The organism is Microterricola viridarii (assembly GCF_900104895.1).
Taxonomy (GTDB): Bacteria; Actinomycetota; Actinomycetes; order Actinomycetales; family Microbacteriaceae; genus Microterricola; species Microterricola viridarii.
In genome coordinates, this window is sequence record NZ_LT629742.1 from 515,140 (window position 1) to 536,512 (window position 21,373).

Sequence of the window (21,373 nt, forward strand, 5' to 3'; positions counted from 1 at the left end):
GGCGTGACCACTACACACCTGCCTGCAATCACGTTCCTCGGTGCCGGATCGATGGCGGGTGCCGTCATCGCGGGGCTGCTGAAGCCAGAGGTCGTCGTCGCCGGCGGCATCCGCACCACCAACCGAACGGCCGCACGGGCCGCAGAGTCCGCCGCGCTGGAGGGCGTCACGGCGTTCGCGACGGAGGACGACCCCGAGGCGAACCGCGCCGCCGTGCGCGGCGCGCAGATCGTCGTCGTCGCCGTGAAGCCCGCGATGGTGCCCGACCTGCTCCGCGAGATCGCCGACGCGCTCGAGCCGGGCACTCTCGTCATCAGCGTCGCCGCCGGCGTCACGATCGCCACCTTCGAGTCGCTGCTGCCGGAGTCTGTCGCCGTCATCCGCTCCATGCCGAACACCCCCGCCGTCGTCGGGCGGGCCGTCACCGGGCTCGCCGCCGGCACCCGCGCCTCCGCCGAGCAGCTGGCGCTCGCCGTGGCCCTGTTCGAGACCGTCGGCTCGGTGCTGGTGATCCCCGAGGAGCAGATCGACCCGCTCAGCACGATTTCGGGCTCCGGCCCCGCCTACGTCTTCTACCTGATCGAGCAGCTCACGGCCACGGCCGTGGCGAAGGGGTTCACCCCGGAGCAGGCCGCGCTGATGGTGAACGACACCTTCCTCGGCGCGAGCGAGCTGCTCGCGGCTTCCGGCGAGAGCCCGGCCGAGCTGCGCCGCCGGGTCACCAGCCCGAAGGGCACCACAGAGCGGGCCATTGCCGTGCTCGAGCAGGCCGGCCTGAGCGCCCTGTTCGACGAGGCGACGGATGCCGCGCTCGCCCGCGCCCGCGAGCTCGCCGCCGGCTAGCCGCTCCGCGGCAGCTGGGCCGAGAGAGTCCGAGCACACAAAACGGCCTGGCGGTGCACCGCCAGGCCGTTTCGTGTTGCGCTTTACGAGCGGGGCGAGGAATCGACGAGCTCGGGGCCGCCAACGGCCGCTTCGAGTTCCGCGATCTCCCGGGCTCCGGCGTCGGGGCCCGCGTGGAAGATCCCGAGCTTGCGCTCCTTGATCATGAGGCGGCGGCTGCGGGCCGCGTCTTTGTTGTGCCAGCGGTCGATCCAGGCCAGGCCGAGGGCGGAGAGGATGAAGATGGTGTGGATGGCGACCTGCCAGAGCACGCCGGCCTCCGAGTAGACCTCGCCGGTCAGGTTCTCCACCTCTTCGGCGCCGAGATCGTTCACCTCGATGAACGTCTTCAGAAGGTGAATCGAGGAGATGCCGATGATCGACATCGCGAGCTTCGTCTTGAGGACGTTCGAGTTGACGTGGGAGAGCCACTCCGGGCGATCCCGGCTGTCCTCGAGATTCAGCTTCGAGACGAAGGTCTCGTAGCCGCCGATGATCACCATGATGAGCAGGTTGGCGATCATGACCACGTCGATGAGGCCGAGCACCCCGAGCATGACGACGGCCTGCTCCGCCTTCCGCGGGTCGGTCACCACGTGCTCGGCGAGGTGCCAGAGCTCGCCCATGAACTGGAACACGTAGAGCAGCTGGGCGACGATGAGGCCGAGGTAGAGCGGGGCCTGCAGCCAGCGGCTGAGGAAGATCAGGCTGCCGACGGAGTTCGTCCAGCGGGATCCGATGGTGGGGGTGGGGGTTGCGGGGTTCATCGGATTCCTGCCTCGGTCTCTTCGATTACAAGTTCGCGTTCTTCAAATTCGGCCATCGCGCCCCAGCGGTCGATCCAGGCGAGGCTGATCGCGGAGACGATGAAGATCGTGTGGATGATCGACTGCCAGAGCACGCCGGAGACGGTGTACGTCTCGGTGGCGCCGTGCCCCGAGCCGCCGAGGTTGGAGACCTCGATGAAGGTCTTCAGCAGGTGGATGGACGAGATGCCGACGATCGACATCGCGAGCTTCGTCTTCAGCACGTTCGCGTTGACGGTGCTCAGCCACTCCGGCCGGTCCTGGGACTCGCCGGTGTCGATCTTGGACACGAACGTCTCGTAGCCGCCGACCACGACCATGATCACGAGGTTCGCGACCATGACGACGTCGATCAGCCCGAGCACCCCGAGCATCACCGCGTTCGCGTCGATGTCCATCGGGTCCGAGAGCACCGCGTCGCTCATGCCGATCAGCTCGTTGATGAACACGGCGGCGTAGAGCCCCTGCGCGACGATCAGGCCCAGATAGAGCGGCGCCTGCAGCCAGCGGCTGAGAAAGATGAGGTAGCCGATGGCGTTCGCCCATTGGGCGAGGGGGTTCTTGAAACGGGAAGTTTTGGGGCCTTGTCGTGCGTTCACTTACCCAATTATGAGCGCATTTTGCCCAGCTAACGCACAGTTAATACATGGCTAACGCTCAGCGAAAGGCTGCCGATAGTCAGCCCTAGGCGGCCCGTTCTCAGGTGCCGAGGGCCGCGAAACGCTCGAGGTCGCCCTCGGTCCCGGAGGCGATGATGAGGTCGTGGTTGGAGATCACGGTGTCGGCCGTCGCGTAGGTGAACGGGCGGCCGGGGCTCTTCACGCCGACGACGGTGATGCGGTGCTTGGTGCGCACACCGGAGTCGGTCAGCGACTTGCCGCGGATCGGCTTCGGCGGGTACATCTTCACGAGGGCGAAGTCGTCGTCGAACTCGATGAAGTCGAGCATGCGGCCGCTCACCAGGTGGGCGGTGCGCTCGCCGGCCTCCGCCTCCGGGTAGATCACGTGGTTGGCGCCGATGCGCTCCAGGATCTTTCCGTGCGACTGCGAGATGGCCTTCGCCCAGATCTGAGGGATGCCGAGGTCGACGAGGTTCGCCGTGATCAACACGCTGGCCTCGACCGAGGAGCCGACGGCACAGACCGCGACCGAGAAGTCCTGCGCGCCGATCTGGCGCAGCGCGTCGATGGAGCGGGCATCCGCCTGCACGGCGTGCGTCACGCGCTCCGCCCACTTCTGCACGAGGGCGGCGCTGTCGTCGACGACGAGAACCTCGCGGCCGAGCCGGTCGAGCTGGCCGGCAGTTGCCGCACCGAAGCGGCCGAGGCCGATCACGAGCACCGGGGCGTCGTGTCTATTGCGATCAACCAACGATGGGCCTCTCCTCTGGGCGTTTGAACAGCTGGCGGCGCTCGCTGGATGCCAGGGCTGCCGCGAGTGTTACTGTACCAATCCGGCCCATGAACATGGTGGCGGCCATGATGTAGACGCCCTCCGGGGGGAGGTCGGCGGTGAGCCCCGTCGAGAGCCCACAGGTGGCGAAGGCCGAGATCACGTCGAACAGCACGTAGTCGAACGGCGCCTTCGTGATCTGCAGGATGGCGATGCTGGAGACGGCGACGATGGTGGCGCCCCAGAGCACGACGCTGACGGCGAGGCGCAGGATGTCGCGCGGGATGCGGCGGCCGAAGGCCTCCATCGACTCGTTGCCCCTGGCCTCGGCGAAGGCGGCCAGGAACAGGACGGCCAGCGTGGTGACCTTGATGCCGCCGGCGGTGGACGCAGAGCCGCCGCCGATGAACATGAGCATGTCGCTGACGAGCAGGCTGGAGCCGTGCAGGTCGGCGATGTTGATCGTGGCGAAACCGCCGGAGCGCGTCATCGCCGAGAGGAAGAAGGCCTGGAAGATTGTCTCTGCCGCGCCGTGGCCGCCGAAGGTCTTCGGGTTGTCGAACTCGAGCAGGATGTAGAGCAGGCCGCCGGCGGCCAGCAGCAGGCCGAACGTCACGAGCGTCAGCTTGACGTGCACCGACCAGCGGCGGGGGCGCCGCCAGCCTCGCACCAGGGCGTAGATCACCGGGAAGCCGATGGCGCCCAGGATGACGCCCACCATCAGTGCCGAGAGGAAGAAGTAGTCGTCGGCCCACGGCGTCAGGCCCTCGGGGTTGGGGTTGAAGCCGGTGTTGGTGAACGCCATGGCCGCGTAGTAGAGGCTGTGCCAGGCGGCCTCGCCCGCCTGCACGCCGACGGCAAGCATGCGGGGGAACAGCATCAGCGCCACGACGGCCTCGATGACGAGGGCGCTCACCGCCACGGTCGCGAGCAGGTTGCCCACCTCGCCGAGGCGCACCGTCTGGCCCTCATTCACCGGACCGACGTGGATGCGGGACGGGTTGCTGTCGCTTGCCGCCAGCAGTTTGGCGCGCAGCCCGAGGCGGCGCGAGATGACCATGCCGAGGATCGAGGCCAGCGTCAACACGCCGATGCCGCCGACGTTGACGCCGATGAACACGAGGACGTCGCCGAAGTCCGACCAGTGCGTGGCCATGTTCACCGTGGAGAGGCCCGTGACGCAGATGACCGAGACGGCGGTGAACAGGGCATCCGGCAGCGCGGTGACCTGCCCGTTCTCGGCCGCAATCGGCAGCGAGAAGAGCAGCGTGAACAGCATGACGAGCGCGGTGAAGATGGCGATCGCGAAGCGTGACGGAGAGTGGCCTGCGAAGTGGTCGACACCGTCGCGGATACGCCCGGGTACGGAGCTCAACCTGAGCGGTGCACGCAGTTGGCGCATCGCCATACCGATCTATTCCTCTCCGCCGGACACGCGCTGTGTCGAATGGTCATGGTACTCCCCACAGGGAGTGACTAGCCTTGATCCCATGGCGGACATCTTTGACGTGGTAGCAGACCCGACCCGACGCGACATTTTGGGCATCCTGTTGGCGAAGCACAACACGCGCTCAGATGCGGCGGGCGAGATCAGCGTCTCAGAGATCGTCGCGGAGCTCGGGCTCAGTCAGCCGACCGTTTCCAAGCACCTCAAGGTGCTGCGCGAGGCCCGTCTGGTTGCCGTGCGCGAGGAGGGCCAGCACCGCTACTACCACCTCGACCACGCCCCGCTGGAAGCCATCGAGGACTGGCTGATCCCGTTTCTGAGCGTCGACTTCGACGCGGTTGTGCGCGAGGGGGACTTCGCGGATGCCGGCCTCAAGGACGAGCAGCGTGCCTTCGCGACCGCCATCGGCAAGGCGTTCGCCGACACCTCCGTGAAGGTCAGCTCCGTGGTGAAGGATGTCGCGCCCAAGAAGTGGCGCCGCTACGAGTAGTGCCCCACGGCACCTCCGCTGAGTGAGCCGGTCGAAATCCCGGCCCTAGACAAGTGTGCGCCCGCGGCCTAGAGTTTCGTCACCTGCACGCGTCACTCGAGTCACACCTGTCACACGCGCACCGTGCAGCGAGGGCCTACCCGGGGCCCGCCGGGCCGCGAGCGAGGAATCATGGCACAGGATCTTTCTGATGTGCGCTTTCTGACGGTCGCCGAAGTGGCCGCGATGATGCGGGTCTCCAAGATGACCGTGTACCGGCTGGTGCACGCCGGAAAACTGCCCGCCATCCGATTCGGACGCTCTTTTCGAGTGCCGGAATCCGCCGTTCAAGAGGCCGTTGAGCACCACGTCAGCGGTTCTGGGTGAACTTTCGGCAAGAGAACCCCGTCGAATCCGGTAGACTGGCCACTTAGTTTCGGCTGCACTCGCAGTCATCCAAAATCTTGTGAGGTTTGTGTGGGTTCTGTAATCAAGAAGCGCCGCAAGCGTATGGCGAAGAAGAAGCACCGTAAGTTGCTTCGTAAGACTCGCCACCAGCGTCGCAACAAGAAGTAAGCCGGAGAACTCGCCGCGTCCGCGCGGTGGGTCCTTCAGGCAGCGAGCGCTAGACCCCTGGGTCTAGCGCTTATTGCTGTTAAAGCGTCGATTTCTGCGCCCGGGCGGTCCGCTCGGCGTGCGGGGCCCCGACTAGGCTGGAACGGTGACCACCCCCGTTCTGACGCTCATCGGCAAGCCCGGATGCCACCTCTGCGACGATGCGCGCGCGGTCGTGGCCGCGGTGCTGGCCGATCTCGCCACCGAGCATCCCGCCGACGCGATCGTGTTCGAGGAGAAGTCGATCCTCGACGATCCCGCTCTGCACGAGCGCTTCGTCGAGGAGATCCCCGTCGTGCTGATCAACGGCGCGGTGCACAACTACTGGCGCATCGACCCGGTGCGCCTCACGAAAGCCCTGCAGGAGGCGCAATGACCATCCGTCACATCGTGTCGTGGAGGCTCGCCGAGAGTGACCCAACGCTGAAGGCAGCGCAGGCCGCCGAGATCAAGACCGGCCTGGAGGGCCTGCGCGGCCAGATCGACGGCATGAGCGCCATCGACGTCGGCCTCAACGTGCTGAATCCAGGCGCCAACTGGGATGTCGTGCTGATCGCCGACTACGCCGACGAGGCCGCGCTGGCCGGCTACCAGGTGCACCCGGCGCACGTCGCCGTGGCCGGATTCATCAAGTCCGTCGTGGCCGAGCGCAGCTGCGTCGACTTCCAGCTCGGCGCATAGCGCCCGGCAACGAGAAACGCGCATGTCCCGGAACCCGGGGCATGCGCGTTCTGCGTGTGTGTGAGGCCTAGGCGAGCGCCTTGGCCTTCAGCGCGTCAAACTCGGCCTGGGTGATGGCGCCGGAATCCAGCAGGGCCTTCGCCTTGTTGATCTCCTCGGCGGGGCTCGACGAGCTGGCAACCTGCTTGATGTACTGCTCGCTCGCGCGCTGCGCGGCGGCGACGTCCTTGGCCTGGCGCTCGGCCATGCCCTTGCCGCGGGCGATGAGGTACACCAGCGCGGTCAGGAACGGCAGGAAGATCAGGAAGATGATCCAGAGCGCCTTCCACCATCCGTTGAGCTTGTGATCGCGGAACAGGTCGCCGATGATCGCGAAGATTGCGAACAGGTAGGCGATGAATGCGAATGCCCAGAAGAACGCCCACAGGACGTTCCAGAAGTTTTCCCAAATGCTCATTGACTCTTCCCCTCATCGTGCTGTGTGACGTTCCCAATTGGAGGTCGTTGGGGGACACGCTATCGCCGTTCTCCCAGCCAGCGGAAGTACATGACACGCTTTGCCCGCCACAGAGCCGATAATCCTGCCACCCTAGATTTTCGCGCGGGACCGGGTCTAGATTGTCGAACAGCGCGTCGCGCTGGCGGCGCCGCCAGTCCTGCACTGCGCTGGCGGCCTCGCACCGGGAACTCGTGTGAGGTGGGGAGCGGCTCGTGGCCAAGGATTTCACCGGCAGCATCAAGTTGGACGTTCGGGACTCCGTCCCCGATTGGGACGCGTTCCTGGGCGCCGCCGCCCCGGTGGGCGCGCCGAATGTTCTCGTCGTGCTCTACGACGACACCGGCCAGGCGGCCTGGTCGCCCTACGGCGGTCGCATCAACATGCCCACGATGGACCGGCTCGCGGCTGACGGCCTCACCTACTCGCAGTGGCACACGACGGCGCTCTGCTCGCCGACCAGGTCCACGTTCCTGACCGGCCGGAATCACCATTCCAACGGCTTCGCGACGATCTCCGAGTCCTCGACGGGCTTCCCGGGGTACAACTCGCACATCCCGCCGGAGAACGCCACGATGGCCAACATCCTGCGCGACGCCGGATGGTCGACATACTGGGTGGGCAAGAACCACAATGTGCCGATCGATGAGTGGACGGCCGGCGCCTCGAAGAAGAACTGGCCGCTCGGCCAGGGCTACGACCGTTTCTACGGCTTCATCGGGGGCGAGACCAACAACTGGTACCCGTCGCTCGCCGAGGACAACCACTACATCGATCAGCCCGCCCTGCCGGAGGACGGCTACCACCTCTCGAAGGACCTGGCCGATCAGGCGCTCAAGATGATCAGGGACTCGAAGCAGACCGAGCCGGACAAGCCCTGGTACCTGTGGTTCTGCCCCGGAGCCAACCACGCCCCGCACCACGCGCCAGAGGAGTACATCGCCAAGTACAAGGGCCAGTTCGACGACGGCTACGAGGCATACCGCGACTGGGTCGTGCCACGCATGATCGAGCGCGGGCTGCTGCCGGAGGGGACGACGTTCGGCGACATCAACCCGATGCCCGACGGCACCTTCAGCCAGACCGACGAGGTGCGCCCCTGGGCAGAGCTCAGCGCGGAGGAGCGGGCGATGTTCTCGCGGATGGCCGAGGTGTTCGCCGGATTCTCGGAGTACACCGACGCGCAGGTGGGGCGCATCGTGGACTACCTCGAGGAATCCGGCCAGCTCGAGAACACTCTCATCATCTACTGTGCCGACAACGGGGCGTCCGGTGAGGGCAGCCCGAACGGTTCCGTCAACGAGGGCAAGGTCTTCGGCGGCTACCCGGATGACGAGGCGCAGAACCTCACGATGGTCGACGAGCTCGGCAGCCCCGACACCTACAACCACTATCCGACCGGCTGGGCGATGGGCTTCTCCGCGCCGTACAAGATGTTCAAGCGCTACACCTACCAGGGCGGGGTCTGCGACCCGATGGTGATCCACTGGCCGGCCGGCATCCAGGCCAAGGGCGAGGTGCGCAACCAATACCACCACTCGACCGACATCGTCGCGACGATCCTCGACGTGTGTGGCGTCGAGATGCCGAAGAGCTACAACGGCGTCGAGCAGAGCCCGCTCGCCGGGGTGTCGATGCGCTACTCCTTCGACGCGGCGGCGGACGGCCCGACGCAGAAGGAGACGCAGTACTACGAGATGCTCGGCAGTCGCGGCATCTGGCACAAGGGCTGGAAGGCCGTCGCCGAGCATGGCCCGGTGAGCGGCATGAGCGGCTTCGACAAGGACGTCTGGCAACTGTTCCACACCGACGTCGATCGCGCGGAGGCCCACGATCTCGCGGAAGAGTTCCCCGAGAAGCTCGAGGAGCTCAAGGCGCTCTGGATGAGTGAGGCCGAGGCGAACAAGGTGCTGCCGCTCAACGACCTGCAGATCATCGGCAACCCCAAGGACTTCGAGACGTTCGTGAACATGGAGTTCAAGGTGCCGGTGCCGCCGAGTGGCCAGTACACCTACTACCCGGGCACGACGGAGATCCCGGAGCGCTCGGCGGCGAACGTGCACGGGGTCTCCTACAAGATCCTCGCCGAGGTCGATCTCACGGCCGACGCGGAGGGCGTCATCTTCGCCCACGGCTCTCGGTTCGGCGGCCACGCCCTGTTCATCAAGGACGGCGAGGTGAGCTACGCGTACAACTTCCTCGGGATCCCGCCGGAGGATCGCATCTCGGCGCCGCTCAAGCTGACCGGCAGGCACATCATCGGCGTGGAGTTCACCAAGGAGCGGATGGGCGAGTACCGCGAGGGCGTCGGGCCCCTCAAGCTCTACATCGACGAGCAGCTCGTTGGCCAGCAGGAGATCCGCACGGTGCTCGGGCACTTCTCGCTCTGCGGCGAGGGACTCTGCATCGGCTACGACAGCGGCGACGCCGTCTCCAGCGCCTACAGGGGGTCGCGATTCGAATTCACCGGCGGCACGATCGAGAAGGTGGTGTTCGACATCGGCGACGACGTGTACGTCGACGTCGAGGCTCACCTGGCCGCAGCGTACGCCAGAGACTGAGCCGGGTCGAACGGGGCTGAGCCGAACGGAGCAGAGCCGAGCTGAGCTGCGCGGCCCCGGCCGATCGGCCGGGGCCTGGGGGATCCGGAGGGGGTATTCAGATGCGAGACACGCTGAGGTCGTGGGCGGAGACCCCGACGCGCAGGCGCATCGTCGACTTCGTCGAGCGGGTGAGCGGGGTCGGGCCCGGGGCGGTTCCGGCCGCCGAGCGGGTCGCGGTCTTCGACAACGACGGAACGCTGTGGACGGAGAAGCCGATGCCGACGCAGCTGCACTACATCGTGCAGCAGTGGGCGGCCGCGGCGTCGGCTGACCCCGCACTGGCCGAGCGCCAGCCGTATGCGGCCGCGGTCGGCGGCGACTTCGGCTGGCTGAGTGACGCCGTCGACAAGCACTACGCGGGCGACGACAGCGATCTGAAGCTGCTGATCGGGGCCATCCTCACCTCGACGGACGGCGTCGCCGTTCAGGACTACGAGAGAGCCGTCGCCGAGTTCTACCGCAGTGCCCGGCACCCGACCCTCGGCACGCCCTATCGCGGAGCCGTCTACCAGCCGATGGTCGAGCTGCTGCGCTACCTGGAGGCGCACGGCTTCAGCTGTTACATCATCTCGGGCGGCGACCGGGACTTCATGCGGCCGATCACGAGCGAGTACTACGGCATCCCGCCCGAGCGCGTCGTCGGCTCCGCGGTCGGGCTGAGCTATGACGCAGAGAGCGCCGAGGTGCGCTACGGGGCCACCTTCGACTTCATGGATGACGGCCCGATGAAGCCGGTGCGCATCTGGACCAGGATCGGGCGCCGCCCGATCCTCGCCGCCGGCAACTCCAACGGCGACATCGAGATGCTGCGCTACACCCAGGGCAGCCCGGACTCCCTCGCGCTGCTGATCCACCATGACGACACCTCTGGGCGCGGCGATGCCCCCTACGACTCCGGGGCAGAACGGGCGCTCGCCGCGGCGGCCGAGCACGACTTCACCGTCGTCAGCGTGCGCGACGACTGGACGAGCGTGTTCGTGCCGCAGGCCGCCGCGGGCACCGCGTGACGGGCCTGGGGAGCCGGCCCGTGACATCGACGCCGGGGCCGCGACCACCCGCCGAGAAACGGCGCGCCTGGTTCGCGCCGACGCTGCGCGGATACCGGCGTGAGTGGATCGGGCCCGACGTCATCGCAGGGCTCGCCGCCGGGGCGGTCGTCGTGCCGCAGGGGATGGCGTACGCCACCATCGCGAGCCTGCCCGTGCAGATCGGCCTGTACAGCTGCATGGTGCCGATGCTCGTCTACGCCCTGCTCGGCGGCGCCCGCGCGATGAGCGTCTCGACGACATCGACGATCGCCACCCTCACCGCGACGACGCTGGTGAGCGCCGGGGTGGCCGTCGGCTCGGATGACGCCGTCCGCGACCTGACGACGCTGACCCTGCTGGTCGGCGTCATCCTGCTGCTGGCCCGCCTGCTCCGGCTGGGCGCCATCGTCGAGAACATCAACAAGTCCACGATCCTCGGCATCCAGATCGGGGTGGGGGCGACCGTCGCCGTCGGGCAGCTGCCCACGCTGCTCGGCGTCGACAGCAACTTCACCGGGCACGGCTTCATCCGCTCAATCAATGCGGTGATCGTGGCGCTGCCGACCGTGAATGTTCCAACGCTGTTGCTCTCCGTGTGCTCGATCGCCGTGCTGTTCGGGTTCAAGCGCTTCGCCCCGCGCATTCCGGGGCCGCTCATCGTCGTGGCCGGCGGCATCCTGCTCATCGCCTTCACCGGGGCGCGGGCGGCGGGGGTCTCGGTGATCGCGCCGGTGCCGCAGGGCCTGCCGCTGCCGAGCCTGCCGGCACTCGGTGACATCGTGGACCTGATTCCCGGGGCGCTCGCCATCGCCGTGATGGCGTTCCTCGAGTCGGCGGCGGTGGCCCGCGGCATCCGCGCGGCCGGCGAGAAGCAGATCGACAGCAACCAGGAGCTGCTCGCCACCTCGGCCGCCAGCATCGCAGGGTCGTTCTTCTCGACGCTGCCGGCCGCGGGCGGCTTCTCGCAGAGCGCGGTGAACCTCGCCGCGGGGGCCCGCTCCCAGCTGTCGACGCTGGTGACCGTGGCGTTCGCGGTGCTCGTCGCGCTCTTCCTCGGACCGGTGCTCAGCCTCTTGCCGGAGGCCACACTGGCCTCGATGGTGTTCGTCGCCGTCATCGGGCTCATCGACGTGCCGTCGCTGCTGCGGCTGGCGCGAGTCAATCGACCCGATTTCTGGACCACGGTCGCCACCGCCGCCGTCGGCCTCACCGCCGGCCTGCTCCCGGCCGTCGCGGTCGGGGTCGCCCTGACCCTGCTGCTGATCCTCATCGAGCTCAGCAAAGTCAGGGTCACGGTGGGGGAGCGGCGCGGCCCGGTGCTCGCCGTCGTCGTGGGCGGGCCGCTCTACACCGCGAATGTGTTGGAGACCGAGCAGGCGGTGCTCGCAGCCGCCCGGGCCGCCGAGGGGCTGGGCGCGGTGGTTCTCGACCTCGGCCGCATGGCAACGACATCGGTCACCGTGCTCGACACGCTCGCCGACCTGGACAGGGAGCTGGCGTCGCAGGGGGTGCAGCTGCGCATTGCCGCCCTCCCGGATGCCGCCCTCCTGATTGCCCGGCGCACGAGCTGGTTCCATGGGCTCGAGGCCGACGGTCGGGTGTTCGACAGCGTCGAGTCCGGGATGGGGTAACAGGATGGACGGCGGCGCGGTGGGCGACTTCTTCGGTTCCAGCGACATCAGCGGATGGGACCTGCTGTTCGCGACGCTGGTGGTCGTCGCGGGCTGGGTCGTGTCGATCTTCGTCAAGCGCGGTGTGACGGCGCTGCTCACTCGGACGCCGGGAATCTCGCCGGGCGCCACCCTGCTCATCGCGCGGATCGCGAAGTACGTGGTGATCCTGCTGGGCATCGGCATCGGGCTGAGCTTCCTCGGCGCCTCGGTGCAACCGCTGCTCGCAATCGCGATCATCGTCGGGGTCGTGATCGCGCTCGCGCTGCGCGGCGTCGCCGACAACTTCGCGGCCGGCGTCGTGCTGCAGTCGCGGCACCCGATCAAACCGGGCGACGAGATCGCCACCGACGACTACGTGGGCACCGTGCTCGAGCTCAACGGCCGCACCGTGATCCTGCGCACCGCTGACGGGCGCACCGTGCACGTGCCGAACGGGCGCCTGCTGCAGGAGCCGGTCGTCAACCACTCCCAGGCGGGTGCCCGCCGCAGCGAGGTGGAGGTGCGCGTTGCCGCCGGGGTGCTGCCGCCGGAACGGCTCGGCGAGGTGCTCTCCGCCGCGGCATCCGCGGTCGACGAGGTGCACACGACCGAACCGGCGCGGACCCTCATCATCTCCGTCGAGCCACGCCGGATCATCGCCAGGGTGCAGTACTGGCACCATCCGATGCGCGGCGTCGCCGTCACCTCCGCCGTCGTGACAGCACTGGCGGCGGCGTGCGCGGAGCGCCAGCTGCCGGCCAGCGTCACGTCCGCGCTGCCGCCTCCGCCGCTGACACAGTCAGGGGAGCTCTGATGACCGCCTTGACCGACATGCCCGCAGGGGCGCCGTCCCCGCGGACGGCGCTCCTGCTCTCGATCCCGGCGATCCTGATCGGCCTCGTGACGGCCGTCGTGCTGATCGGCCTGACCGTTCTCGCCGACTGGCTGGAGACGCTCGTCTGGCAGGGGCTGCCCGGCCTTCTCGGCGTCGGCGACACCACCGGCTGGTGGACGATGGGCGTGCTCACGCTGACCGGGCTCATCGTCGGACTGATCGTCTGGCTCGCGCCCGGCCACGCCGGGCCGGACCCGGCGACGACGGGCCTCGTGGCGCCGCCGCTCGCGCTCGGCGTGCTTCCCGCGCTTGCCGCCGTGCTGGTGATCGGCGAGGCCGGCGGTGTGAGCCTCGGGCCGGAGAACCCGGTCATCGCGATCAACACCGCGCTGACCGTGGCCATCACGGCCAAGCTCTGGCCCCGGGTGCCCCTCCAACTCGTGGTGCTGATGGGCGCCGCCGGCACGATCGGCGCACTGTTCGGGACGCCGGTCGGGGCGGCCCTGGTCCTCACCGGGATCGTGGGGATGACGAGCGGCGGCGGCGCGCTCTGGGACAAGCTCTTCCTGCCGCTGGTCTCGGCCGGGACCGGATCGCTGGTGATGGCGATCGCCGGTCGGCCCAACCTGTCCGTCGACGTGCCGGCGTTGGGCGCTCCCGAGCTGATCGACCTGGTGAGCGGCGTTGCCGTCGCGGCCGTCGCCGTGCTCCTCGGCCTCCTCGGCGTCTACCTCTTCCCGCTGCTGCACCGCCTCTTCCACCTCCTGCGCAACCCCGTGCTGCCGTTGACGATCGCGGGGGCGCTGCTCGGCGTGCTCGGCGTGCTCGGCGGCCCGGACACGCTGTTCAAGGGCTTGACGGAGATGAAGGACCTCACGGCGAATGCCGCCGAGCTCAGCGTCGGGCAGCTTGTGGCCGTGACGCTGATCAAGCTGGCCGCCCTCCTCATCGCCGCAACGGCCGGGTTCCGGGGCGGGCGGGTCTTTCCCGCTGCGTTCATCGGGGTTGCGGTCGGCCTGGTCGCCCATGCGGTGTTCGCCGGGATCCCGCTCAGCCTGGCGATCGCGTCCGGCGTGCTCGGCATGGTCCTGGTGGTCACCAGGGACGGCTGGCTCTCGTTGTTCATGGCGGTGACCGTGGTGGCTGACATCACGGTGCTGCCGCTGCTCTGCATCATCGTGCTGCCGATCTGGCTGATGGTCACCCGGCAACCGCCGATGCTGATCGGCAGCAGCACCCCGACGGCGGCGCCCGCCGGCCCGTCGACCCCACCCCACTGATGCGCGTTCCGCGCCACGAAGGAGCACCATGGGTCCAGTAATCGGCAACATCCTCCCGCTCGCGCTCGGCATTGCGATCAGCCCGATCCCGATCATCGCCGCGATCCTCATGCTGCTCTCGCCCCGCGCGCGCAGCACCAGCGTCGGGTTCCTGCTCGGCTGGGTGCTCGGCATCATCGTCGCCGTCGGCGTGTTCACCCTGCTTTCCAGCGTGCTGCCGGAGAAGGACCCGGATGCCTCCCAGCCGATCGCCGGGTGGATCAAGATCGCGATCGGCGCGCTGTTGCTGCTGCTCGCCCTCAAGCAGTGGCGCGGCCGACCGAGGGAGGGCGAGCAGGCGGCCCTGCCCGGGTGGATGTCGGCCATCGACTCTATGACCGCGGTGCGCGCCGCCGGGCTCGGCTTCGTGCTCTCGGCCGTGAACCCGAAGAACCTGCTGATGGCTGCCGGCGCCGGCGTCATCGTCGGCAGCGCGGGCCTCGACGGCGGTGCGATCGTGCTCAGTCTGGCGATCTTCGTCGTGATCGCCGCGGCATCCGTCGCCGTGCCGGTGATTGCCTACCTCGTCGCGGCCCCCGCGATGGAGGCGCCGCTCGAGCGGCTGCGCGTCTGGCTGCAGCAGAACAACTCCACGGTGATGGCCGTGCTGCTGCTGGTGATCGGCGTGGTCATGGTCGGCAAGGGGATCGCGAGCTTCTGAGCCGTTGCACCGAGATACCCCCCGGGGGTACTATGGGGGCATGACGAACACCACGACTTCTGACCTGAACCCTGCCGACCTGGGCCTCACGAGCATCTCGGAGGGCGCCAGCTGCTGCGGTGGCGGTGGCGGGGGCTGCGGCAGCAGCGACGCGGTCGCCGAGCCGCGCGAGGAGGCGGCGGCATCCGTCAGCACCGAGCTGCAGGTGACCGGAATGACCTGCGGGCACTGCGTCACGAGCGTCACCGCCGAGCTCAGCGCCCTGCCCGGGGTCACCGGCGTCGCCGTCGCGCTCGTCGCGGGCGGCCTCTCGACCGTCACCGTGCAGAGCGAAGCCCCGCTGGCGACGGAGTCCGTCGCGGCCGCGATCGACGAGGCCGGCTACGCCCTGGCCTAGCAGCACCGCCCCACAACGCACCGAGCGGGGGCTTCCGCACAGTCCCGGTGATGGACACTGTGCGGAAGCCCCCGCTCGGTTTCGTTCTGCTGGGGCCTACGGCTCGAGGCGGGTCGGGCCGCGGAAGAGGTAGGTGACCTCGCGGATCGACGCCTGGTGCAGCATGAGCATCAGCACGCGGGCCAGGCCCATGCCGAATCCGCCGTGCGGCGGCACGCCGTAGCGGAAGAAGTCGAGGTAGGTGCCCAGCTCCTCCGGGTCCATGCCCTTGTCCTCTGCCTGCGCGACGAGCACGTCGATGCGGTGCTCGCGCTGGGCGCCGGTGGAGATCTCGGTGCCGTTGAACAGCAGGTCGTAGCTGTTGGTCAGGCTCGGGTCGCCCTCGTGGCGCATGTGGTAGAACGGGCGGATGCTGGACGCGTAGTCGGTGATGAACACGAACTCGTGCCCGAGCTTCTCGGCGACGTACGCCGAGATCTGGCGCTCGCCCTCCGGGTCCATGTCGTCGTCGGCGCGGGGGATCTCATAGCCGCGCTCGGCGACGATCTGCTTCGCCTCGGCGAGCGGGATGCGCGGGAACGGGCGAGAGGGCACCGTGATCTCGACGTCGAACAGCTCCTTGATCGCGTCGCCGTGCTTGGCCTTGACGGCCGTGAAGCCGGCGACGAGGAGCTCCTCGTGCAGGTTCATCACGTCTTCGTGCGAGTCGATCCAGCTGATCTCGGTGTCGACGCTGGTGAACTCGGTGGCGTGGCGGCTGGTGAAGGAGTGGTCTGCGCGGAAGGCCGGGCCGACCTCGAAGATCTTGCCGAAACCGGCCGACTGCGCCATCTGCTTGTAGAACTGCGGGCTCTGCGCCAGGTACGCCTTGCCCTCGAAGTACTCGACCTCGAACAGCTCGGCGCGCGACTCGCTCGCCGACGCCATCAGCTTCGGCGTCTGGATCTCGATGAAGTCGTTGTCGACCCAGTACTCGCGCATGGCGTGCAGGAAGGTGGTCTGGATCTTGAAGATGAGGTTCTGCTTGGGGTGGCGCAGGTCGAGGAAGCGCCAGTCCATGCGCTTGTCGAGGCCCGAGTCGGTGGCGATCGGGGTCTCGGCGATGGCCTCGCTCACAACGGTGAGGCTCTCGATCTTGACCTCGAGGCCGCCGAGCTTCACGCGCTCGTCCTGCTTCAGCTGCCCGGTCACGGTGATGAAGGAGCCGTTGGCGAGGTCCGAGATCGCCTCCGTGGTGGCCAGGCGGGCCTCGGCCGCCGCCAGCTCCTCGCCCTCGAGTGCGACGGTGCCCGCTTCGGCATCCGTCACCGGGAGGGCGCGCAGGGCCGGGTTCACCAGCTGGGCGGCCCCGGATTCATCGCGCAGCACGATGAACTGCACCTTCTTCTGGTCGCGCACGGTATCGACCCAGCCAGACACCGTAACGGGGCCGTCGGCCAGGGCGGAAAGGTCCTTGATCAATACACGAGAAGTCACGCGGTCAATCCTACCTTCGGTGCTCTGCCCTCAGAACTGGCGGCGTGACGCAGAGGCGTTCCCGGGTTAGCATCAGCCATGAAGAAGCCCGCTGCGGTGCTTGTCATCGCCTCATTCCTCGCCCTGGCCTTGGCCAGCTGCGCCGCCCCGGCCGCGCAAGCTCCGAACACGTCTGAGCCGACCGAATCGAGCACCGCCGCTGCGCCGGAGACCACAGCCGAGTCGGAGCCCGCTGCTGAGCCGGCACAGCGCGCTGCCAGCGTCACGGTTTCCGTCGAGGGCATCGCGATTCTGGCGGCGGACGGAGCGACCCTGGCCGAGTTCGGCTACTTCGACGCCGATGCCGCCCCGGCGATCGCCGCACTCACCGAGGCCTTCGGCGCGGAACCCGTGGTGACGCACCAGGATGCCGTCACCCACTTCGCCGCGGCCGACGAGCTGAACTGGGGCGGATTTGAACTCATCGACCTCGACACGGAGACGAGCTTCCCCGACTTCCCCAACTACTTTGTGCGGATCGGCACGGCGGGCAGCGGCGGGGTGGCGATTGCCAGCACCGACGGCGTGCACGTCGGCATGACGGGCACCGAGGTCGGGGCACACTCCTACCGAGACTGGATCGACACGGGCGGCGGCACCGAGAAGGCGATGTTCCTGCTCGAGCAGCAGCCCGTCGAGGGCGAGTTCTACCCGGACTATGAGCCGGCCGCCCTCTCGGTGCGCGTCATGGCGTCCTCGCCGGACGGCGTCGTCGAGCAGATCATGGCGCCGACCGCGAACTGGGGGAGCTGAGCGAGCGCGCACACAGGAAGGCGGGGCAGATTCACAGCATGCCCCTCCGTAGACTTGAGCCCGTGGTAGCCAGACAGATCCACCTCGTCCGTCACGGAGAGGTGCACAATCCCGAGCGCGTGCTGTACGGGCGCCTTCCGGGGTATCGGCTTTCCGAGCTCGGCCAGGAGATGGCCGCCGCTGCTGCCGCCGATCTGGCCGGCCGCGGCATCCGCTACTCGGCCCTCTACGCCTCACCCCTGCAGCGCACACAGGAGTCGGCGGCGCCCGTCGCGGCCGCGCTGAACCTGCCGGTGCAGCTGGAGCCGCGCATCATCGAGCCGGCGAACCACTTCGAGGGCCAGCGGATGCGCGAGGCGCTGAAGCAGCCCGCCAACTGGCCGGCACTCGTCAACCCGCTGCGCCCGAGCTGGGGAGAGGCGTACAAATCGATCGCCGCCCGCATGGTCGCCGCCATGAACGACGCGTGGGAGACCGCGGCGCTTCTGCCCGACGGCGCCGAGGGCGACATCGTGATGGTCAGCCACCAGCTGCCCATCTGGACCACCCACAACTTCCTGGCCGGCGACCGGCTCTGGCACGACCCGCGGCAACGCCGCTGCGCGCTCTCCAGCATCACCAGCTTCAGCCGCTTCGGCGGCACCTTCGTGGAGACCGGCTACACAGAGCCGGCCGCATCGATCTCGGCGCACGCCGTGGACCTGGGAGCCGTGTGATGGCAGTTTTCACCCGTAAGCGACTGCTCGGAGCCGTGGCGGTCGCCGTGGCATCCGTCGCCCTGCTGGCCGGCTGCTCGAACGACCCGCTCGCCGAGCAGTACCGCGAGGGAAGCAACAAGAACTACATCTCCGGCACCGGTGTCGTGAAGGAGATCGCGCTGGAGAACCGCGGCGAGGCCATCGACTTCGAGGCGCAGGACTTCGCCGGCGAGACGGTCTCCTCCGAGGACTTCCGCGGCGAGGTGCTCGTGGTGAACTTCTGGTACGCCAGCTGCGCGCCCTGCCGGGCCGAGGCGCCCACCCTCGAGGCGGTGAACCAGCAGTTCGCCGGCCAGGGGGCCAGCCTGCTCGGCGTGAACGTGCGCGACCAGGTCGACACGGCGCGCGCCTTCGAGGAGACCTACGGCGTGACGTACTCGTCGATCGCCGACATCAACGACGGCAGCATGCAGCAGGCCTTCGGCAACGAGGTGCCGCCGAACGCCGTGCCGACGACGCTGGTGCTCGACCAGGAGGGGCGCGTCGCCGCCCGGATCCTCGGCCAGATCAAGGACGAGTCGATCCTGCGCACCCTCGTGCGGGACACCATCGCCGAGGCCGAGTAACACCGTGGGCGAGATCGTTTTCAGCGGGCAGTTGCTGCTCGCGATCCCGATCGCGATCCTGGCCGGCCTGGTCTCCTTCCTCTCTCCCTGCGTGCTGCCGCTCGTGCCCGGCTACCTGGGCTACATCGGCGGCCTCAGCGAGATCCCCGCCGACAAGGACGAGGCCCGCGCGGTGCGCCGCCGCCTGCTGCTCGGCGTCTCGCTGTTCGTGCTCGGCTTCACCGTCGTCTTCGTCGCCTACGGCGCCCTGTTCGGGGCACTCGGCCTGTGGCTGGCGGCCAACGAGACGCTCATCATCCAGATTCTCGGCGTCTTCGTCATCCTGATGGGACTCGTCTTCATCGGCCAGTTCACCTTCCTGCAGCGCACCATCAAGCCGTCCTGGAAGCCGGTCACCGGCATTGCCGGCGCACCCCTGCTCGGCCTGGTCTTCGGCCTCGGCTGGACGCCGTGCATCGGCCCGACGCTGGCCGTCGTGATGAGCCTGAGCACGGATGCCGGTTCCGCCGGCCGCGGCGCCCTGCTCGGCCTCGCCTACTGCATCGGCCTCGGCGTGCCGTTCCTGCTCGTGACGCTCGGCCTCAGCTGGGTCACCGGATCGGTTGCATTCTTCAGACGGCATATTCGTGCCGTCAACATCATCGGAGGTGCACTGCTCATCGCGATCGGTGTGCTCATGGTCTCGGGTCTCTGGACTCTGTGGATCTACCAGCTCGCAGGAGGGATTGGCAGCTTTGTCCCGGCCATCTGATTACGTTGACGCCGGCGCGCCGAATCGCGCGCCACAGGGTGAGATCAACCAGCCCCAGCTCGGATTCGTCGGCTGGATGCGCTGGTTCTGGCGCCAGCTCACCAGCATGCGCACCGCGCTGTTCCTGCTGCTCCTGCTCGCCATCGCCGCCGTGCCGGGCAGCCTCGTGCCGCAGCGCTCGAGCGACCCGAACGGCGTCACCCAGTACTTCAACGACAACCCCGACCTCGCGCCGGCCCTCGACAAGATCCAGGCCTTCGACGTCTACACCTCCGTCTGGTTCTCCAGCATCTACCTGCTGCTCTTCGTCTCGCTGATCGGCTGCGTGATCCCGCGCACCAAGCACCACCTGCAGGCGCTGCGCGCGAAGCCGCCGAAGACGCCCGCCCGGCTCTCGCGGCTGGCCGGTTTCACCGCGCGCACCGTTCCGGCCGAGCAGGCCGACGCGGCGTCCGCCATCGACTCGGCCCGCAGCCAGCTGAAGGCGGCCGGCTACCGCACCGCCCTGTTCGACGGCGTCGTCGCAGGCAAGCGCGAGTTCTCGGTCTCGGCCGAGCGCGGCTACCTGCGCGAGACCGGCAACCTGGTGTTCCACTCCGCACTCGTCGGCGTGCTCGTCACCGTCGGCTTCGGCGGCGGCTTCGGCTTCGCCGGCCAGCGCGTCGTCGTCGAGGGGCAGACCTTCGTCAACACGCTGCTCGCCTTCGACTCGTTCAACCCGGGCCGCTTCTTCGACCCGGACTCGCTCGAGCCGTACAAGCTCACCCTGGACAGCTTCGACGTCGTCTACGAGACCGAGAACCAGGACGCCTTCGGCGCCCCGACCGACTTCGCGGCCAACGTCACCGTTGAGCACAAGGGGCAGGAGCCGGTTCAGGAGCAGGTCAAGGTCAACGAGCCGCTGCGCACCGGCGGCACCGATGTCTACCTGCTCGGCAACGGCTACGCGCCGACGATCACCGTCACCAACCCGGCCGGCGAGGTCGTCTTCACCGACTCCATCCCGTTCCTGCCGCAGGACGCGCAGCTGACCTCGCTCGGCGTGGTCAAGGTGCCGGACGGCCTGGCCGAGCAGGTCGGCATGATCGGCTTCTTCTACCCGACGCAGGCCGCCAGCGAGCCGCCGTTCTTCTCCAGCTTCCCCGATCTCGAGTTCCCGATGCTGACGCTCGACGTCTACTCGGGCGACCTCGGCATCGACGACGGCACGCCGACCTCCGTCTACACGCTCGACATCGACACCATGACGCAGCTCACCCGCGGCGACACGGGCGTCGACTCGATCCAGTTGATGCCCGGCCAGAGCGCCGAGCTGCCGGGCGGCCTCGGCACCGTGAGCTTCGACAACGTCGACCCGAACGCGCCGGCCGCCGGCGAGCCGGTGAGCGACTACTCGCACAGCGTGCACCGCTTCGCCTCCTTCGACATCCACCACGACCCGACCCAGTTCTGGGTCGCGTTCTTCGCGGTGCTCGTTCTGCTCGGCCTCGGCACCTCGCTGTTCGTCCCACGCCGCCGCGTGTGGGTGAAGGCGATCGAGGAGTCCGACGGCTCGCTGCGGCTCGAGTACGCGGGCCTGGCCCGCGGCGAGGACCCGGCGCTCGACGAGGCCGTCGCGGCCCTCGCGAGCAAGCACGCCGCCGGGCTCGGCATCCCCGATGTCGATCCCGCTTCCCCCTCCACCCCATCCGCCCCCACCCCTCGCGCTGGCGAGACAAGCGACCTAGGCTAACTCCGTGGCATTCGA

24 protein-coding genes are annotated in these 21,373 nt (G+C 68.3%); 18 read left to right on the forward strand and 6 right to left on the reverse strand.

The features are described 5' to 3' along the window. Window positions 1-3 precede the first annotated feature (3 nt). Window positions 4-843: a pyrroline-5-carboxylate reductase gene (proC, locus tag BLT62_RS02400; protein ID WP_083362622.1), complete on the forward strand. Its 840-nt coding sequence runs from the start codon at window positions 4-6 to the stop codon at window positions 841-843. Between the two features lie 83 nt (window positions 844-926). Here proC and BLT62_RS02405 read toward each other — a convergent pair whose 3' ends face one another. The 4 genes from BLT62_RS02405 to BLT62_RS02420 form a co-directional block, all read right to left on the reverse strand. Continuing rightward, window positions 927-1,649, reverse strand: coding sequence for a TIGR00645 family protein (locus BLT62_RS02405; RefSeq protein WP_083362623.1), 723 nt, complete (start codon window positions 1,647-1,649; stop codon window positions 927-929). Continuing rightward, a complete protein-coding gene (locus BLT62_RS02410; RefSeq protein ID WP_197675158.1) occupies window positions 1,646-2,287 on the reverse strand; it encodes a TIGR00645 family protein in 642 nt (213 codons plus the stop codon). The genes BLT62_RS02405 and BLT62_RS02410 overlap by 4 nt, the downstream gene beginning before the upstream one ends. Before the next feature lie 100 nt (window positions 2,288-2,387). Then, a complete protein-coding gene (locus tag BLT62_RS02415) occupies window positions 2,388-3,059 on the reverse strand; it encodes a potassium channel family protein (RefSeq protein WP_083362624.1) in 672 nt (223 codons plus the stop codon). Continuing rightward, window positions 3,052-4,482, reverse strand: coding sequence for a TrkH family potassium uptake protein (locus tag BLT62_RS02420; protein ID WP_172829760.1), 1,431 nt, complete (start codon window positions 4,480-4,482; stop codon window positions 3,052-3,054). The genes BLT62_RS02415 and BLT62_RS02420 overlap by 8 nt, the downstream gene beginning before the upstream one ends. A gap of 88 nt (window positions 4,483-4,570) precedes the next feature. Here BLT62_RS02420 and BLT62_RS02425 point away from each other — a divergent pair, with 88 nt between their 5' ends. The 5 genes from BLT62_RS02425 (at window position 4,571) to BLT62_RS02445 (ending at window position 6,292) form a co-directional block, all read left to right on the forward strand. After that, window positions 4,571-5,017 carry an ArsR/SmtB family transcription factor gene (locus tag BLT62_RS02425; protein WP_083362626.1) on the forward strand — a complete coding sequence of 149 codons (447 nt, stop codon included), beginning with the start codon at window positions 4,571-4,573 and terminating at the stop codon, window positions 5,015-5,017. A gap of 171 nt (window positions 5,018-5,188) precedes the next feature. Further along, on the forward strand, window positions 5,189-5,383 hold the full coding sequence (locus BLT62_RS02430; RefSeq protein WP_083362627.1) for a helix-turn-helix domain-containing protein: 195 nt from the start codon (window positions 5,189-5,191) through the stop codon (window positions 5,381-5,383). A 90-nt stretch (window positions 5,384-5,473) separates the two neighbouring features. Then, the gene (locus tag BLT62_RS02435; RefSeq protein WP_003792170.1) at window positions 5,474-5,572 is read left to right on the forward strand and encodes a 30S ribosomal protein bS22; all 99 of its coding nucleotides are present in this window, start codon (window positions 5,474-5,476) and stop codon (window positions 5,570-5,572) included. A 145-nt stretch (window positions 5,573-5,717) separates the two neighbouring features. Then, window positions 5,718-5,987 (forward strand): glutaredoxin family protein, encoded by a 270-nt coding sequence (locus tag BLT62_RS02440; protein ID WP_083362628.1) that lies wholly within the window; start codon window positions 5,718-5,720, stop codon window positions 5,985-5,987. Then, on the forward strand, window positions 5,984-6,292 hold the full coding sequence (locus BLT62_RS02445) for a Dabb family protein (protein ID WP_083362629.1): 309 nt from the start codon (window positions 5,984-5,986) through the stop codon (window positions 6,290-6,292). Before BLT62_RS02440 ends, BLT62_RS02445 begins: the two co-directional genes overlap by 4 nt. 67 nt (window positions 6,293-6,359) lie before the next feature. Here BLT62_RS02445 and BLT62_RS02450 read toward each other — a convergent pair whose 3' ends face one another. Then, on the reverse strand, window positions 6,360-6,749 hold the full coding sequence (locus BLT62_RS02450) for an SHOCT domain-containing protein (protein ID WP_083362630.1): 390 nt from the start codon (window positions 6,747-6,749) through the stop codon (window positions 6,360-6,362). A 254-nt stretch (window positions 6,750-7,003) separates the two neighbouring features. Here BLT62_RS02450 and BLT62_RS02455 point away from each other — a divergent pair, with 254 nt between their 5' ends. From BLT62_RS02455 to BLT62_RS02485, 7 genes are all read left to right on the forward strand, one after another. Further along, entirely contained in the window at window positions 7,004-9,349 is a 2,346-nt protein-coding gene (locus BLT62_RS02455) for an arylsulfatase (protein WP_083362631.1), read from the forward strand. A 101-nt stretch (window positions 9,350-9,450) separates the two neighbouring features. Then, window positions 9,451-10,398 (forward strand): HAD family hydrolase, encoded by a 948-nt coding sequence (locus BLT62_RS02460; protein ID WP_083362632.1) that lies wholly within the window; start codon window positions 9,451-9,453, stop codon window positions 10,396-10,398. A gap of 20 nt (window positions 10,399-10,418) precedes the next feature. After that, a complete protein-coding gene (locus tag BLT62_RS02465; RefSeq protein ID WP_083362633.1) occupies window positions 10,419-12,050 on the forward strand; it encodes a SulP family inorganic anion transporter in 1,632 nt (543 codons plus the stop codon). Window positions 12,051-12,054: 4 nt separating this feature from the next. After that, window positions 12,055-12,885 carry a mechanosensitive ion channel family protein gene (locus BLT62_RS02470; RefSeq protein ID WP_172829613.1) on the forward strand — a complete coding sequence of 277 codons (831 nt, stop codon included), beginning with the start codon at window positions 12,055-12,057 and terminating at the stop codon, window positions 12,883-12,885. Then, window positions 12,885-14,186: an ion channel protein gene (locus tag BLT62_RS02475; RefSeq protein ID WP_083362635.1), complete on the forward strand. Its 1,302-nt coding sequence runs from the start codon at window positions 12,885-12,887 to the stop codon at window positions 14,184-14,186. The genes BLT62_RS02470 and BLT62_RS02475 overlap by 1 nt, the downstream gene beginning before the upstream one ends. A gap of 28 nt (window positions 14,187-14,214) precedes the next feature. Beyond that, window positions 14,215-14,886, forward strand: coding sequence for a GAP family protein (locus BLT62_RS02480; protein ID WP_083362636.1), 672 nt, complete (start codon window positions 14,215-14,217; stop codon window positions 14,884-14,886). Between the two features lie 40 nt (window positions 14,887-14,926). After that, window positions 14,927-15,283 (forward strand): heavy-metal-associated domain-containing protein, encoded by a 357-nt coding sequence (locus BLT62_RS02485; protein WP_083362637.1) that lies wholly within the window; start codon window positions 14,927-14,929, stop codon window positions 15,281-15,283. A 96-nt stretch (window positions 15,284-15,379) separates the two neighbouring features. On the opposite strand, the gene aspS is transcribed toward BLT62_RS02485, so the two are convergent. Next, window positions 15,380-16,759 (reverse strand): aspartate--tRNA(Asn) ligase, encoded by a 1,380-nt coding sequence (gene aspS / locus BLT62_RS02490; RefSeq protein ID WP_083362638.1) that lies wholly within the window; start codon window positions 16,757-16,759, stop codon window positions 15,380-15,382. 78 nt (window positions 16,760-16,837) lie between these two features. Here aspS and BLT62_RS02495 point away from each other — a divergent pair, with 78 nt between their 5' ends. From BLT62_RS02495 to resB, 5 genes are all read left to right on the forward strand, one after another. Then, window positions 16,838-17,551 carry a hypothetical protein gene (locus tag BLT62_RS02495; protein ID WP_083362639.1) on the forward strand — a complete coding sequence of 238 codons (714 nt, stop codon included), beginning with the start codon at window positions 16,838-16,840 and terminating at the stop codon, window positions 17,549-17,551. Window positions 17,552-17,613: 62 nt separating this feature from the next. Continuing rightward, entirely contained in the window at window positions 17,614-18,267 is a 654-nt protein-coding gene (locus tag BLT62_RS02500; RefSeq protein WP_083362640.1) for a histidine phosphatase family protein, read from the forward strand. Beyond that, entirely contained in the window at window positions 18,267-18,875 is a 609-nt protein-coding gene (locus tag BLT62_RS02505; protein WP_083362641.1) for a TlpA family protein disulfide reductase, read from the forward strand. The genes BLT62_RS02500 and BLT62_RS02505 overlap by 1 nt, the downstream gene beginning before the upstream one ends. 4 nt (window positions 18,876-18,879) lie before the next feature. Beyond that, entirely contained in the window at window positions 18,880-19,626 is a 747-nt protein-coding gene (locus BLT62_RS02510; RefSeq protein WP_083362642.1) for a cytochrome c biogenesis CcdA family protein, read from the forward strand. Continuing rightward, window positions 19,610-21,358, forward strand: a complete 1,749-nt coding sequence (gene resB, locus BLT62_RS02515) for a cytochrome c biogenesis protein ResB (protein ID WP_083362643.1) — start codon at window positions 19,610-19,612, stop codon at window positions 21,356-21,358. Before BLT62_RS02510 ends, resB begins: the two co-directional genes overlap by 17 nt. Window positions 21,359-21,373 lie beyond the last annotated feature (15 nt).